This window comes from Blochmannia endosymbiont of Camponotus quercicola, assembly GCF_059935335.1.
Genome location: NZ_CP011794.1, coordinates 261338 through 275993 on the forward strand (window position 1 = coordinate 261338; position 14656 = coordinate 275993).

The 14656-nt window shown below is 29.7% G+C and carries 15 protein-coding genes and 1 tRNA gene; 12 read left to right on the plus strand and 4 right to left on the minus strand.

What is annotated here, in order from left to right; all coding sequences use genetic code 11:
• Positions 1-43: 43 nt before the first annotated feature.
• The gene (rnhA, locus tag CBquer539_RS01150; RefSeq protein WP_500836627.1) at positions 44-499 is read right to left on the minus strand and encodes a ribonuclease HI; all 456 of its coding nucleotides are present in this window, start codon (positions 497-499) and stop codon (positions 44-46) included.
• A 58-nt stretch (positions 500-557) separates the two neighbouring features.
• Between rnhA and dnaQ the strand changes: the two genes are divergently transcribed.
• The 3 genes from dnaQ (at position 558) to CBquer539_RS01165 (ending at position 2412) form a co-directional block, all read left to right on the plus strand.
• Positions 558-1307: a DNA polymerase III subunit epsilon gene (gene dnaQ, locus CBquer539_RS01155; protein WP_500836628.1), complete on the plus strand. Its 750-nt coding sequence runs from the start codon at positions 558-560 to the stop codon at positions 1305-1307.
• A 243-nt stretch (positions 1308-1550) separates the two neighbouring features.
• Complete coding sequence (gene lpcA / locus CBquer539_RS01160) at positions 1551-2138, plus strand: D-sedoheptulose 7-phosphate isomerase (protein ID WP_500836629.1); 588 nt, start codon at positions 1551-1553, stop codon at positions 2136-2138.
• A gap of 200 nt (positions 2139-2338) precedes the next feature.
• Positions 2339-2412, plus strand: a tRNA-Thr gene (locus CBquer539_RS01165).
• A 110-nt stretch (positions 2413-2522) separates the two neighbouring features.
• Here the strand turns inward: CBquer539_RS01165 and CBquer539_RS01170 are convergent.
• A complete protein-coding gene (locus CBquer539_RS01170) occupies positions 2523-3125 on the minus strand; it encodes a peroxiredoxin C (RefSeq protein WP_500836630.1) in 603 nt (200 codons plus the stop codon).
• Between the two features lie 155 nt (positions 3126-3280).
• On the opposite strand from CBquer539_RS01170, the gene CBquer539_RS01175 reads away from it, so the two are divergent.
• From CBquer539_RS01175 to CBquer539_RS01215, 9 genes are all read left to right on the plus strand, one after another.
• On the plus strand, positions 3281-3424 hold the full coding sequence (locus tag CBquer539_RS01175; protein WP_500836631.1) for a hypothetical protein: 144 nt from the start codon (positions 3281-3283) through the stop codon (positions 3422-3424).
• A gap of 508 nt (positions 3425-3932) precedes the next feature.
• Positions 3933-5039 (plus strand): tRNA guanosine(34) transglycosylase Tgt, encoded by a 1107-nt coding sequence (gene tgt / locus CBquer539_RS01180; RefSeq protein ID WP_500836632.1) that lies wholly within the window; start codon positions 3933-3935, stop codon positions 5037-5039.
• Positions 5040-5110: 71 nt separating this feature from the next.
• Positions 5111-5458 (plus strand): preprotein translocase subunit YajC, encoded by a 348-nt coding sequence (gene yajC, locus CBquer539_RS01185; protein ID WP_500836633.1) that lies wholly within the window; start codon positions 5111-5113, stop codon positions 5456-5458.
• Positions 5459-5490: 32 nt separating this feature from the next.
• Complete coding sequence (gene secD, locus CBquer539_RS01190) at positions 5491-7350, plus strand: protein translocase subunit SecD (protein WP_500836634.1); 1860 nt, start codon at positions 5491-5493, stop codon at positions 7348-7350.
• 55 nt (positions 7351-7405) lie between these two features.
• Complete coding sequence (gene secF / locus CBquer539_RS01195) at positions 7406-8341, plus strand: protein translocase subunit SecF (protein WP_500836635.1); 936 nt, start codon at positions 7406-7408, stop codon at positions 8339-8341.
• Between the two features lie 487 nt (positions 8342-8828).
• Positions 8829-9968 carry a bifunctional diaminohydroxyphosphoribosylaminopyrimidine deaminase/5-amino-6-(5-phosphoribosylamino)uracil reductase RibD gene (gene ribD, locus CBquer539_RS01200; protein ID WP_500836636.1) on the plus strand — a complete coding sequence of 380 codons (1140 nt, stop codon included), beginning with the start codon at positions 8829-8831 and terminating at the stop codon, positions 9966-9968.
• 99 nt (positions 9969-10067) lie between these two features.
• Complete coding sequence (gene ribH / locus CBquer539_RS01205) at positions 10068-10535, plus strand: 6,7-dimethyl-8-ribityllumazine synthase (protein ID WP_500836637.1); 468 nt, start codon at positions 10068-10070, stop codon at positions 10533-10535.
• Positions 10536-10579: 44 nt separating this feature from the next.
• Positions 10580-11014: a transcription antitermination factor NusB gene (nusB, locus tag CBquer539_RS01210; protein WP_500836638.1), complete on the plus strand. Its 435-nt coding sequence runs from the start codon at positions 10580-10582 to the stop codon at positions 11012-11014.
• Between the two features lie 87 nt (positions 11015-11101).
• Positions 11102-11596, plus strand: a complete 495-nt coding sequence (locus CBquer539_RS01215; protein ID WP_500836639.1) for a phosphatidylglycerophosphatase A family protein — start codon at positions 11102-11104, stop codon at positions 11594-11596.
• Positions 11597-11678: 82 nt separating this feature from the next.
• Here CBquer539_RS01215 and dxs read toward each other — a convergent pair whose 3' ends face one another.
• A complete protein-coding gene (gene dxs, locus CBquer539_RS01220; RefSeq protein ID WP_500836640.1) occupies positions 11679-13553 on the minus strand; it encodes a 1-deoxy-D-xylulose-5-phosphate synthase in 1875 nt (624 codons plus the stop codon).
• 41 nt (positions 13554-13594) lie between these two features.
• A complete protein-coding gene (gene ispA / locus CBquer539_RS01225; RefSeq protein WP_500836641.1) occupies positions 13595-14515 on the minus strand; it encodes a (2E,6E)-farnesyl diphosphate synthase in 921 nt (306 codons plus the stop codon).
• Positions 14516-14656 lie beyond the last annotated feature (141 nt).

Sequence of the window (14656 nt, forward strand, 5' to 3'; positions counted from 1 at the left end):
TATAATTTATATAATGAATAGATTCCGAAAAATATTACTGTCATTAATAAAAATCTTCATTTATAGGATATTTAGCAGCTAGTCGAGCTAATTGATCGCATCGTTCGTTATCTGGATGTCCAGTGTGGCTTTTTAGCCAATTCCAATGCATAATACTATGGGTTTGTATTACTGTATCTAGACGTTGCCATAAATCAATGTTTTTTACTAATTTTTCTTCAGAAGTTTTCCAATGATGTTTTTTCCATACATGAATCCATTGAGTGATCCCATTTAATAAATATTGGCTATCAGTATTTAAAGTGATTTGACATGGATTTTTAAGTGATTCTAATGCGATAATAGCTGCCATCAGTTCCATACGATTGTTAGTAGTTAAGTGGTATCCAGCGCTGAACTCTTTCTTATATTGTTTATACCGTAGTATTGCAGCACAGCCACCTGGACCTGGGTTACCAAGACATGATCCATCGGTGAAAATTTCTATTTTTTTATACATATTATCAGGTATATTATAATATCAATTAAGGTAACTAGTGTGACACAAATGAGAAGTTATGAGCACTAATATTGTACGGCAAATTGTCTTAGATACAGAAACTACTGGGATGAACAAATTTGGAATTCACTATCAAGGACATAGGGTTATTGAAATTGGTGCAGTAGAAATAATAAACCGTTATTTAACTGACAATAAATTCCATGTTTATTTAAAACCAAATCGTATGGTTGATATTGAGGCTTTCCAGATACATGGAATTAGCGATCAGTTTTTAAAAGATAAACCAACTTTTTCAGAAATAGTAGATAAATTTTTAACATTTATTCGCGGTAGTGAATTAATTATTCACAACGCTCCGTTCGATCTAGGTTTTCTTAATCAAGAACTACGGATGTGCAATTTGAACTCAAAACAAATAGAATCTTATTGTACTATAATTGATAGTTTAAGATTAGCTCGAAAAAAATTTCCAGGACAACGTAATAATTTAGATGCGTTATGTGAGCGTTATTCTATTAATAACGATAAACGACGAAATCTACATAGCGCGCTTATCGATGCACGATTATTAGCTAATGTATTTTTGTCTATGAGTGGAGGACAGACAAGAATGGAATTTATGAAAATAACGAATTCAAATATATCAGATAATCAAATTAATAGTATAAAACGATTAAATAGTATGAAATATACGAATGTAGCATCATTAAAAATTATTTATGCTAATGAACAAGAAAAATTAGCTCATGAAAAATATTTAGATCACATACAACAAATAAACAAACACTGTATATGGCGGCAATAATGATGAAAAAACACTAATTTTTTAACTTATTTCTATAAAAAAATGATATGGTAATGTGCTGATGTATATAAATATATTATGTTGAAAATCGGTTAAAATACAAATAAATGTACTCATCATGAATAATTATTAAATGATTTAATATATCTTGAATTATTTGTATAAAACAATACATATTGTCATAATGGTATTATAGCATATTTATATGCATATGTTTAGTTTTATTATTTCGGAGGAGTAATTATGTATCATGATTTAATTTATAGTGAATTTAATGAAACTATAAAAATGATGGAGGCATTTTCTCGTGAAAAGCACAATGTTAATGTTATTGAATCATCTTCAAAACTTATTGTTAATACTTTCAAAACAGGAGGAAAAGTGCTGTCCTGTGGCAATGGTGGTTCACATTGCAATGCTATGCACTTTTCAGAAGAATTAGCTGGACGTTATAGAAACAACCGAGTAGGCTATGCAGCGATAGCTATTTCTGATCCATCATACTTATCATGTGTTAGTAATGATTTTGGGTACGAATATGTTTTTTCCCGCTATATTGAATCTGTTGGAAACGAGAAAGATCTGCTGTTTGCTATATCTACTTCTGGAGAATCAACTAATATTTTATATGCTATAGAAGCAGCGTACAAACGAAGCATGAAAGTAATTTTTTTAACGGGAGAAAAAAAAGAAAACAAATTATCTAATTATATAGATATAGAGATTTGTGCGCCATATTCGAGTTATCCTGATCATATTCAAGAAATTCATATTAAAATAATCCATTTGCTTATTCTTATTATAGAGAAAGAAATGAGATCTATTGTTTAGAAAATGATGAATACTAATGTTTAACATACATGTATGAGCTATTTTAATCACATAAAACATAAAAAAACAAAATATATTGCTGATTTTTTTATACAAACTTAGATACACTTGAAACTATATTATGTTACAATGACTAAAGTATAGATATATATATAGGCTATATAAATTATTCTTTCATTATGTATGTTTCAACAAAATATGCCGATGTAGCTCATACAGGTAGAGCAGCGCATTCGTAATGCGAAGGACATAGGTTCAAATCCTATTATCGGCATAATCATATAATTCACAGTGATTTATTTGTAATTTTTTCAAAATTATAAACATGCAGTAAACCCATACTAAAATAAAAAAACTCGATATGATAAATATTTATATTTTATTTTATAATTGAGAAAAATTATCAGAAAGGTAGTCTTTGACCCCTTGCTGAGATGCTTCTAGTCCCTTTTTATTTTTATTCCATTGAGCAGGACATAGAAGGCCATGAACTTCATGAAACTGCAATGCATCTACCATACGAATCATCTCATCAAAATTTCTACCAAAAGGTAAATCATTAACTACCTGATGTCGTATAATTCCTAATTTGTCTATTAAAAAAGAAGCGCGTAAAGCAATTCCTTTATCTGAATGCTCAATACCATATTTTTTGATAATTTCATGTTTTATATCAGAAACCATGACGTACTTCAATAACCCAACCCCACCCTGATTCACAGGAATTTGTTTCCAAGCATTGTGTACGAAAACTGAATCTATAGAAATCCCAATAACTTCCACATTTCTTTTCTGAAACTCAACATAACGTTTATCACATGCGATTAACTCTGAGGGACAAACAAAAGTAAAATCCATAGGCCAGAAAAATATTATTGCTTCTTTTTTATTAATATAATTTAATAAATTAAAATTGTCTACGATTTCACCATTGCTTAATACGGCAGAGGAAGTAAAATCGGGAGCACAGCGACTGACTAATACCATATTGGTTCCTTAACCCTTGTTTCAATATATTCATCTAATATAGTAACAGATTAAATATTATAAACAGTTATATCAATAATCAACACTTTATTCTACTGTTTAAATTGTGTTTATGCAAACAAATACTATGTATAATTTTTAAGTAAAAACAAATTATGAATAATACTCCAAATGATTGTGACGCATATCTAGATGTAAATAAATATTTTAATAACCTGAATGATACCTTAGGTAATATTTCATTGAGTGAATTATGTAATAATAATAATAAAACAATGACTTCCACAACTTTACAATAGATCAGCTAATTTTTAAACCAATACAAATTGTAGAGATAAGGAATTATATTACATAACCCAACGTGTATAAGTATCTGTAATACTCACAAATAAGTTGCATTAAAAGTCAAACAATAGATATGCAAATAATAAATTTGTAAAAATTACTATAAATATCATTATATATTGCTCAATATATATAAAATAGCATAATTATTGAACTTATTTTTTTGATAAAAATAACAAATTTTGTATTTTATCAATGTTATGTTGTATACCTTAACGACATGGATTTAATTGTCATTTGTTAGCATCAATATTAATTATCATTAAAACATACAGATGTTGTCATATATTTACTGAGGATCATAAACTATATCATATAGATCTAAATTGGCAGTTATGAAAATGCTAGGTTTATTATTCGTAATATATATAAATACAGATTATAATAAATATAAAGTTTATAGTTAGATTTTTATTATACTTCTAATTGATCAATACACATTTGTTAAATTAAAATAAAATTATGACATTTCAATTGTTACAAACAGATGGTCACGCTCGTCTCGGTAAACTTATTTGTAACCGAGGAATAGTAGATACGCCTACTTTTATGCCAGTAGGGACTTATGGATCTATAAAAACATTAACTTCAGAAGAAATTGAAGAAAGTGGAACACAAATTATTTTAAGCAATACTTTTCATTTATGGTTACGACCTGGATTAAATGTTATAAGATTACATGGCGGTTTACATGAATTCATGAATTGGAGGGGTCCTATAATTACAGATTCTGGAGGATTTCAAGTATTTAGTTTGAGTAAAATATGTACGGTTACAAAAGAAGGAGTTTATTTCAAAAACCCTATTGATGGTCGTATTGTGTTTTTAACTCCAGAAAAATCTATAGAAATTCAACATGATTTAAGATCTGATATAGTTATGATATTTGATGAATGTGTATCCTATCCTAATAATTGGGATTATGTAAAAAAATCAGTAAACATATCTTTACATTGGGCCGAACGTAGTCGTTTGCATTTTGATACATTACATAATTCAAATATGTTGTTTGCTATCATTCAAGGAGGTATGTATGAAAATTTAAGAGATATATCAGCTAAAGAATTAATAAATATTGGTTTTGACGGATATGCGATAGGGGGTTTGTCAGTCGGTGAGCCAAAAACAGAAATGTATCGTATTTTATCGCATGCATGTGAAATGATTCCGGAGAATAAACCACGTTACTTAATGGGTGCTGGAAAACCAGAAGATCTGTTGGAGGCCGTACGACAAGGTATTGATATGTTTGATTGTGTTATACCAACTCGCAATGCTCGTAATGGATATTTATTTATTTCTGATGGAGTAGTTAAAATTCGCAATACACAATATAAACAAGATACTTCTCCGGTAGACAAGAACTGCGATTGTTATACTTGTCAACATTATAGTCGTTCGTATTTACATCATTTAGATCGTTGCAGAGAAATTCTAGGTGTGCGTTTAAATACCATCCACAACTTAAGATATTACCAACGTTTAATGGAGGAATTACGTCGAGCTATAAAAACGAAATCATTGCAAAACTTCATTGATGTCTTTTATAAGCGTGTTAGTCGTATATAATACCAATTATAAAAATTTAATATTTTTTGTATTAAACTAATAACAAAATATTCTATAAATAGGAAATAGAAATGAATATATTTATTAATACTGCTTGGGCGAGCGTCAATTCTAATTCGCAAGGTAATCCGTATTCTTTAATCATCATGTTGGCAGTATTTGCTGGAATTTTTTATTTTATGATCTTTAGACCGCAACAAAAACGTAATAAAATGCATAAAGAATTATTAAATTCTATCTCCAGAGGAGATGAAATCTTAACTAATGGAGGGTTAGTAGGTCTTGTAGTTAAAGTTACAGAAACAGGTTATATTTTTATTATTCTTAATGAGAAAAATGATACTAGTGGTAATGAGGTATTGATTAAGCGTGATTGTATTACTGCTATTTTACCTAAAGGTACTATGAAAGCATTATAATTTACAATTTTATATAGCGTGAAATAAATCTTGTGTTAAATAATTATCCGTTATGGAAGTATATTACAGTTATGATAGTATTCACTACTAGTATAATTTATGCTCTACCCAGTCTATATGGAGATAATCCTACAATATATATCACGCAATGCATTCCAGAAACAGCCCATCGAAAACTTGATAACGTTTTATTATGTCAAATAAAAAAGATATTATCAAACGAAGAAATAATTAATAAATCTATTTCATTACAAGCAAATAAAATCCTGATACAATTTTTTTATGAGAAAGATCAACTCCGGGCTTATCAAAAATTATCAACTATTTTTTCAAAAAAATATCAGATATTTCTTTGTACTACTCCGGCTGTACCATATTGGTTATCTGCAATAAAAGCTAAGCCTATAAAATTAGGATTAGATTTATGTGGTGGGGTATATTTTGTAATACACGTAAATACAGAAACCGTATTAGATAAATTACAAGCGCAATATATCGATACTTTAAGAACTACTTTATTTGAAAAAAAAATTCCTTATGTGGCAATACACAAAATCAAAAATCATGGAATTGAAATTAATTTCAAAAATTCTAATTATAAAAATAAAGCAATTATATCTCTATCTAAGATAGATGATGACCTAATATTGCATGAAATAGAAACTAATAAATTACATGTGATTTTTTCTGAAAGAAAAAAATATGCAATTTGTGAGCATGCAATACAGAAAAACTATATTGTTTTACATCATCGTATACACCAGTTAGGTATTGCTGAGCCATTAGTACAACGTCATGGAACTGATCGTATTATTATAGAATTACCTGGTTTTCAAGATATTGAAAAAATTAAAGAAATACTTAGTGCAACTGCAAGTCTGGAGTTTCGTTTAGTTAATACAGCAATCAGCGAATTTGAAGTGAGTAATAACTTAATTCCAGAAGATTCTGAAATAAAATTAAGTGACAAAGGTTATTTAGTGCCGTTATATAAACAAATAGTTTTATCAGGAGATAATATTGTTAATTCTCATGTTAGTTTAGATGAATACAATCGTCCTCAAGTAAATATTACTTTAGATAAAACGGGTAGCATCATAATTTCTAATTTTACCAAAGATAATATTGGAAAAGTAATAGCTACTTTATTCGTAGAATATAAAGATAGCGGAAAAAAAGATACTGAAGGCCGTACTATCTTTATTAAGCATGAAAAAATTATTAATATTGCTACTATCCACTCTCAATTAAATAATAATTTCCGTATTATTGGAATTAACAATTTAAATGAAGCGCGTCATCTTTCTGTATTATTACGTATGGGAACTTTAGCGACACCTATTTATGTTGAAGAAGAACGAGTTATCGGACCCACCCTTGGCAAACAAAATATTTCGCAAGGATTCACCGCATGTATTTTAGGAGTATTAACTTCTATATGTTTTATGATTTTGTGGTACCATTACTTTGGATTAATCGCTAGTATCGCCCTCATTGCTAATTTAATACTCATTATAAGCATAATATCTGTGATTCCAGGAATAGTATTAACTATGTCAAGTATAGCGGGAATAATATTAACTTTATCTGTAGCTGTGGATGCCAATGTATTAATTAACGAAAGAATCAAAGAAGAAATAAAACAAGGTAAACCAATACAGTATGCAATATATACTGGATACCGTAAAGCATTTACTAGTATTGTAGATGCAAATATTACCACTATTATTACTTCTATTATATTATATCTGATTGGTACAGGACCAATTAAAGGCTTCGCTATTACTACTATTATTGGAGTGGGGACATCAATGTTTACATCTATTATTGGAACTCGTGCTATTGTTAATTTAGTTTATGGGAAAAGACGTATGAATAAGCTATCTATTTAATTTTCAATTTTTAAACTATATATGTAATTGATACATTTTAATTAAATTTATTAAAATGAACGATACTTATTATAAAATTTATGATTTTCTTTCTTGGAAACGTGTAGTGTTATTTTTATCGACATTATTATTTTTTATCTCATGTTGTATTATGATAACACGTGGTTTTAATTGGGGATTGGAATTCACTGGAGGGGTATTAGTTGAAATTACTTTAGAAAAAGATATAGATCTCATTAATATTCGAAATATTTTAGTACAATCGGGGTTTAAACAATCTATAGTACAACATTTTGGTTCCTCTCAAGATATAATAATCCAATTACCATTAGATCCAAATGAAAACAAGATTAATCAAAATATTATCAGTAATGTTCTACATATTCTACGACAAGGTATTGTCCAGAATTTTTTTATTAAACAGGTAAATTGGATTGGACCGAGTGTTAGCAATCACCTAATAAATACAGGAATAATAGCTGTATTAGTCGCGTTAATATGTATTTTAATATATATAACGCTTCGTTTTGAATGGAGGTTAGCAACTGGAGTGATTATATCTTTAATGTATGATATAATAATTATTTTGGGTATGTTATCTTTGCTCTCTATTAAAATAGATTCGACTATTATTGCTGCCCTAATGTCGGCGATTGGTTATTCTATTAACGATAAAATTGTTATTTTTGATAGAATTCGAGAAAATTTTTATCGTATATCTGTAGAAAAATCTATAGATATATTTAATATTTCATTGAGTCAGGTATTAAGTAGAACTATTATAACTTCAGTCACAACTGTTATGGTATTGCTGATATTATTAGTTTTTGGAGGAACTATGTTACATGGATTTGCGGTAACTTTATTACTTGGATCTATCATTGGCACAGTATCTTCTATATATATAGCCTCGACTTTAGCGTTTCAACTTGGCACTGCACGTGATCATTTTATAAAAAAAAATAAACCAAATAAAATGTTTTACTATTAATATTTTATATATTTTAAGTCAATAAACATTAAAAATATAATAGCAACTTTTATTGCTATAGTAATCTCGATTAGACTATTTGTTCATATAAACGTTTTGGAATATAGCTGATAATTAATATATATGATTATATCTTAAATATGAATTGTATTTTTAATAATATTATGTAGGTATTGTATATTAAATATATATATATATATATATATATATAGATGTGTCATTGATGAATATTATTATAACAACATATAAAGAATGATTCTAATATATTATGATGTAATCAATAATTGGTTGCGATACTTGTGTAATAAATATATAAATATCACATGTACAATTGTAATTTCAATATTCATTGAAACAATTTATAATATCGTAGTGTGATTGAAATATTCAAATAGTAGCGCTTTCATAATATCAAATTTAAATAGTTGTTATTAATAGAAATCAATATCATATAAAAATATATGCAGTTTTACAAACTTATGATACTATGACAGATAATATCATACCACATGACAAAAAATTTTTAACACGGGCATTGAAATTGGCATGGAAAGGACGTTTTACTACGATGCCTAATCCTAATGTAGGATGTGTTATTGTTTATAATAACAAAATTGTTGGGGAAGGATATCACATACGCGCTGGAGAAGCACATGCTGAGGTACACGCGTTGCGTGTTGCTGGAAATTTAGCGCAAGGAGCAACTGCCTATATTACTTTAGAACCATGTAGTCATTATGGACGTACTCCTCCTTGTACGACTGCATTAATTAATGCAGGCATTAAACGTGTTGTTGTAGCTATGTTAGATCCTCATTGTTATGCAAGAGGACGTGGATTGCATGTGTTGCGACAAGCGGGTATCGAAGTACAACATAGTCTGATGTTACCTGAAGCTGAATCAATAAATCGAGGATTTATAAAGCGTATACGTACTGGATTTCCATGGGTTAAATTAAAATTAGCTGCATCACTAGACGGCAGGACGGCTATGTCTTCTGGAGAAAGTAAATGGATTACATCTATTCAATCCCGTCAAGATGTGCAACATTTTCGTGCAGAAAGTGACGTTATTCTTTCTACTGCCGGTACCGTTTTAGCAGATGATCCAAAATTAAATGTACGTTGGGCGTGTTTTTCAGATGAAACGAAACGTATTTATGCGAACAATCAAATTAGACAACCACTACGCGTCATTATTGATAGTACAAATAGAGTGCTTCCAACACATCGTATTATACGATACGCAGGAAGAATTTTACTTGTTCGTTTAATAAAAGACCGCCGAAATTGGCCTTCATCAGTAGAACAACTATTATTATCGTCAATTAATGATCATGGGCATCGTCGAATTAATTTAACAGAACTGATGCAGTATCTTGCATCTCGTGAAATTAATAATATTTGGGTAGAAGCAGGTGCTACTTTTTCAGGGGTATTATTAGAGATTGGATTGGTAGATGAGCTTATTCTATATCAGGCTACAAAATTTTTAGGATCTGATGCGCGACCTTTATGCTTGTTACCAAATATTAAATGTCTTAATGATATTAAATCTTTTAAATTACTTGATATAACAAATATTGGACCAGACATTCGTTTAAGATTAATACCAAAGAACATATAATAAATTTTATTTATTGGTAAATTTTAATATTATGTTATAATAAATTTATTTGTAAATATAAATGGTAAATTTTATGGCAGCTAAATAATAGGAATTATTATGAATGTTATTGAGAGTGATATCATGGCAAATACGGCTAAAATTGCTATTGCTGTTTCTCGATTTAATCGTTTTATTAATAATAATTTACTTGAAGGAGCTTTGGATACTTTAAAAAGAATTGGGCACGTAAAAGATGAAAATATAACTATAATTTGGGTCCCAGGAGCTTATGAATTGCCATTAATTGCAAAAGCATTAGCTGTTAGTCGCAAATATGACGGAATAATAGCTTTAGGTACAGTGATTCGTGGACTTACTGTGCATTTTGAATTTATTGCAAAAGAATGTAGCTCTGGTTTGTCTAATATTTCTATAAAACATACATTACCTGTTGGATTTGGATTACTTACTACGGATGATATTAGTCAAGCTATAGAACGTTCAGGTGTTAAATCGAATAATAAAGGATCAGAAGCCGCTTTAGCTGTTTTAGAGGTGATTAACATATTACACATGATTAAGTAATACTTCTTATTACATTATATATACAAGTTTATAAAAGGAATTATGTGAAAACAATTAGTCGAAGGTGTGCTCGTAAATATGCATTACAAGCATTATATTCCTGGCAGTTATCTAAAAACAATACTAAAGAAATAGAACGTTACATTATAATAGAACAAGATATTCAAGGTTACAATATTGCTTATTTTCATGAATTATATGTTGGAGTAATAAGTTGTGCTGAAGAATTGGATAAATTAATGATACCATATCTGTCCAGAAGCTTAGAAAAACTAAGTTATATTGAACATTCGGTGTTACGTATTGCATTGTTTGAACTTACTAAATGTAATGATATACCATATAAAGTTGCTATTAATGAAGCAATTGAGCTTGTCAAGATTTTTGGAGCTGAAAAAAGTCATAAATTTGTTAATGGAGTTTTAGATAAAATAGCTGCGCAAATTTATTTTGATAAAAATAATAATACTGTTATATAAATAATATATTATTTATATAACAAAAAACTAAATTTAAAAACACAATAATTATTTTGTTAATCGAGAATCTTATAGATACGTACTAATATGCTTTTAAATATGATTAGAAACATGAAATTATCTCCGATATGGTATTTATTCGCTACTGGTTTTGGTTTAGGTACGATTTCTTGGCTACCGGTAGGAACTGTAGCGTCATTATTAGCAATACCAATATGGTGGATATTAATATATTTATTTCCGTATCAGTTTTATTTATTGTTCCTAATTGTTGGAATAGGAATAGGTGTATTTTTTTGTGATAAAACTTCTAAAATAATTGGTGTTCATGATCATAAATCAATCGTGTGGGACGAATTTGTTGGTATGTGGACTACATTAATTATAGCGCCAGTACATCATAGTTACTTGTGGACGATTATCGCATTTTTGTTATTTAGAATATTAGATATAACAAAACCTTGGCCAATTTCTTGGTGTGATCGTGAAATAAAGGGTGGATTTGGAATTGTCATTGATGATATATTAGCAGGTATTGTGTCAGCTTGTATTATTTTATTATTGATGAAGTTATATCATTAAATATATATATATCGATAACTTACATAATGTTTATATATTATAAGCATTAACACTTCGTATTTATATTTATAACTATAGTGTTTTAATGTATCCATTTTATAATTTTTCTATAAATACCTATACTGTCTAATCCAAGCTCAGAAAGTATTTCTGATTGTGACCCCTGAGAAATGAAAAAATCGGGCAAACCAATATTTAAGACTGGAATTGATAATTTATTTCGCATAATGAATTCATTTACTCCGCTTCCTGCTCCACCTATTATTGTATTCTCTTCTAATGTAATAAAAACTTGATGATTTTTAGCGAGGGTTTTTATTAATTTCTCATCCAATGGTTTTACAAATCTCATATCTACTAACGTTGCATCTAATTTGGATGCAACGTTATAAGCCGACTGTAATAAAGTTCCAAAATTCAGAATAGCGATATAATTTCCCTGGCGACGTATCACCCCTTTACTTAATGGCAAATCGTATAATTTAGTCATATCTAAATTACCGGGTACAGCATATCCTTTGGGATAACGCACAACACTAGGTCCATATCGATAATGATATCCTGTATATAACATCAGTTTGCATTCACATGCATCGCTTGGAGTCATTATTATCATATTTGGAATACAACGCAAATATGATAAATCAAAAGCACCTTGGTGAGTTTGTCCATCTGCTCCAACAATACCTCCTCGATCGACAGCAAATAGCACAGGTAAATTTTGCATTGCTATGTCATGAATTACTTGATCATATGCGCGTTGTAAAAATGTTGAGTAAATAGCGACAACGGGTTTATAACCTGCTATAGCTAGTCCGGCAGCAAATGTTACAGCATGTTGTTCAGCAATTGCAACATCAAAATATTGTTTTGGATTTTTCTGAGAAAACATACTCATTCCGGAACCTTCTCGCATCGCAGGCGTAATCCCGATAATTTTATTATCACGCGCTGCAACTTGGCATAACCAATCGCCAAAAATTGCAGAATAAGTTATATTTTTAGGATTCTCTATAGGTAATGATCCGCTTTCAGGATCAAATTTTGGTACCGCATGCCACTTAATAGGATCTTTTTCTGCAGGTTTATATCCACAACCTTTTTTGGTAATAACATGTAAAAATTGCGGGCCTCTCATATTGCGCATGTTTCTTAAAGTATATACTAATTTTAATACATCATGTCCGTTGATAGGTCCAACATAATTAAAACCAAGTTGTGAAAATAGTGAGCTTGATGTACTAAAATTTTTGATTTTATTATCAGTATGCTTAATTAATTTTTTAGTTGAAAAAACATCAGATGGTATTTTATTATTATTATTATTTAATTTTGAAACCGAATATACTTTTTCTGAGAAAATATGGGCATGATGATTATTTAACGCTCCTACATTTTCTGAAATCGACATTTCATTATCATTTAAAATAATTAATAAATCAGATTTTATAGACCCAGCATGATTCATAGCTTCAAAAGCCATACCAGCAGTTATTGCTCCGTCTCCTATAACACATACTGTACGACGCCCCAACATTTCTCGTTCTGCGGCTACTGCTAACCCTAACCCTGCGCTGATAGAAGTAGAAGAATGTCCTACTGATAATACATCATATTCGCTTTCATCGCGACAGGGGAATGGATGTAATCCATTTCGTTTTCTAATGCTAAAAATGCGTTCGCGCCGACCTGTGAGAATTTTATGTGGATATGCTTGATGTCCAACATCCCAAATCAAATAATCAAATGGAGTATTATATACATAATGCAGTGCTACAGTAAGTTCTATAGTCCCTAATCCAGATGCAAAATGTCCACTAGATCTACTAACACTAGTCAAAAGATATCGACGTAATTCATTACATAATGTTGTTAAATTATCCTCAGATAATTGTCTCAATTCTTTGGGAGTATTGATTAAACCTAATACGGGGTATTCGTCTAAATTGCAGTTCATATTAAATTTGTTTAATATTGTGTACGTAATATATATATATATTAATTTCTACGTTTAATGATATAACGTGAAAATTCGGATAAAGTATTAACGTTGTAGCCTAATTTCGCAATATATTTTAAAGATGCTAATGACTCACAATATAAATCTTGAGCTTTAGCACGAGCCGTGCTTAATCCTAATGCTTTTGGATAGGTATTCGCGTCGTCATGTTCTGATTGTACACTGTGTGTTTTTTTTTCTTTTTTATTATATGAGTGGGAAATATCTATAATATCATCTTGTATTTGAAAAGCTAAACCTATAGTTGTAGCATAATGATCTAAAAATGCCAATATGTTATAGCTTTTATGTCCTGCTGCTAAAGCTCCGATACGAACTGCAGCTCGAATTAACGAACCTGTTTTGTACCGGTATATAGTTTCTAATTGTGTAGCTGATATATTTGTATTATTTTTATTAATCAGATCCAGAGATTGGCCCAGGCACATACCATTAGCTCCGCTGGCAGCAGCTAATGTAGCTATCATTTTTAAACGATTTTTATCTGTGATAGTCGGCATCTGTGCTTCTGTAAGAATAGTAAAAGCTAATGTATGTAGAGCGTCTCCTGCTAACACAGCAATAGCTTCACCAAATTTAACATGACATGTTGGTTGTCCTCTACGCAGTTTATCGTTATCCATAATAGGTAAATCATCATGAATTAAAGAATAAGCATGCATGCATTCAATGGCTGCTGCCGGAGCATTAAGATTTGACGATCTAATACCAAATAATTTCCCCGTTTGATAGACTAAAAAAGGACGTAATCGTTTCCCTCCCAACAAGACACTATAACGTATCGCTTGCATAAGCAGGGATACATCTTGTTTAAGAAACGCAAGAAGATAACGTCTAATAGCGTTGTCTACTTGTTGATGACTGTCACGTAACGCACTAACAAAATCAATCATAAGCATAGCATTCTATTATGCCATAAACACAAGCACTATTAGTAGTAATGTGTATTTGAATGACATGTATACTCATAAATAATATTATACGATAAAAATATCTATATGTTATTATAACTATAACTATTTCAAAAATTTATATGCTGA

What these genes read in the sequence shown, in the direction of transcription:
- rnhA (WP_500836627.1), bottom strand. Translation starts at nt 499, where the DNA reads ATGTATAAAAAAATAGAAATTTTCACCGATGGATCATGTCTTGGTAAC.
- dnaQ (WP_500836628.1), top strand. Translation starts at nt 558, where the DNA reads ATGAGCACTAATATTGTACGGCAAATTGTCTTAGATACAGAAACTACT.
- lpcA (WP_500836629.1), top strand. Translation starts at nt 1,551, where the DNA reads ATGTATCATGATTTAATTTATAGTGAATTTAATGAAACTATAAAAATG.
- CBquer539_RS01170 (WP_500836630.1), bottom strand. Translation starts at nt 3,125, where the DNA reads ATGGTATTAGTCAGTCGCTGTGCTCCCGATTTTACTTCCTCTGCCGTA.
- CBquer539_RS01175 (WP_500836631.1), top strand. Translation starts at nt 3,281, where the DNA reads ATGAATAATACTCCAAATGATTGTGACGCATATCTAGATGTAAATAAA.
- tgt (WP_500836632.1), top strand. Translation starts at nt 3,933, where the DNA reads ATGACATTTCAATTGTTACAAACAGATGGTCACGCTCGTCTCGGTAAA.
- yajC (WP_500836633.1), top strand. Translation starts at nt 5,111, where the DNA reads ATGAATATATTTATTAATACTGCTTGGGCGAGCGTCAATTCTAATTCG.
- secF (WP_500836635.1), top strand. Translation starts at nt 7,406, where the DNA reads ATGAACGATACTTATTATAAAATTTATGATTTTCTTTCTTGGAAACGT.
- ribD (WP_500836636.1), top strand. Translation starts at nt 8,829, where the DNA reads ATGACAGATAATATCATACCACATGACAAAAAATTTTTAACACGGGCA.
- ribH (WP_500836637.1), top strand. Translation starts at nt 10,068, where the DNA reads ATGAATGTTATTGAGAGTGATATCATGGCAAATACGGCTAAAATTGCT.
- CBquer539_RS01215 (WP_500836639.1), top strand. Translation starts at nt 11,102, where the DNA reads ATGCTTTTAAATATGATTAGAAACATGAAATTATCTCCGATATGGTAT.
- dxs (WP_500836640.1), bottom strand. Translation starts at nt 13,553, where the DNA reads ATGAACTGCAATTTAGACGAATACCCCGTATTAGGTTTAATCAATACT.
- ispA (WP_500836641.1), bottom strand. Translation starts at nt 14,515, where the DNA reads ATGCTTATGATTGATTTTGTTAGTGCGTTACGTGACAGTCATCAACAA.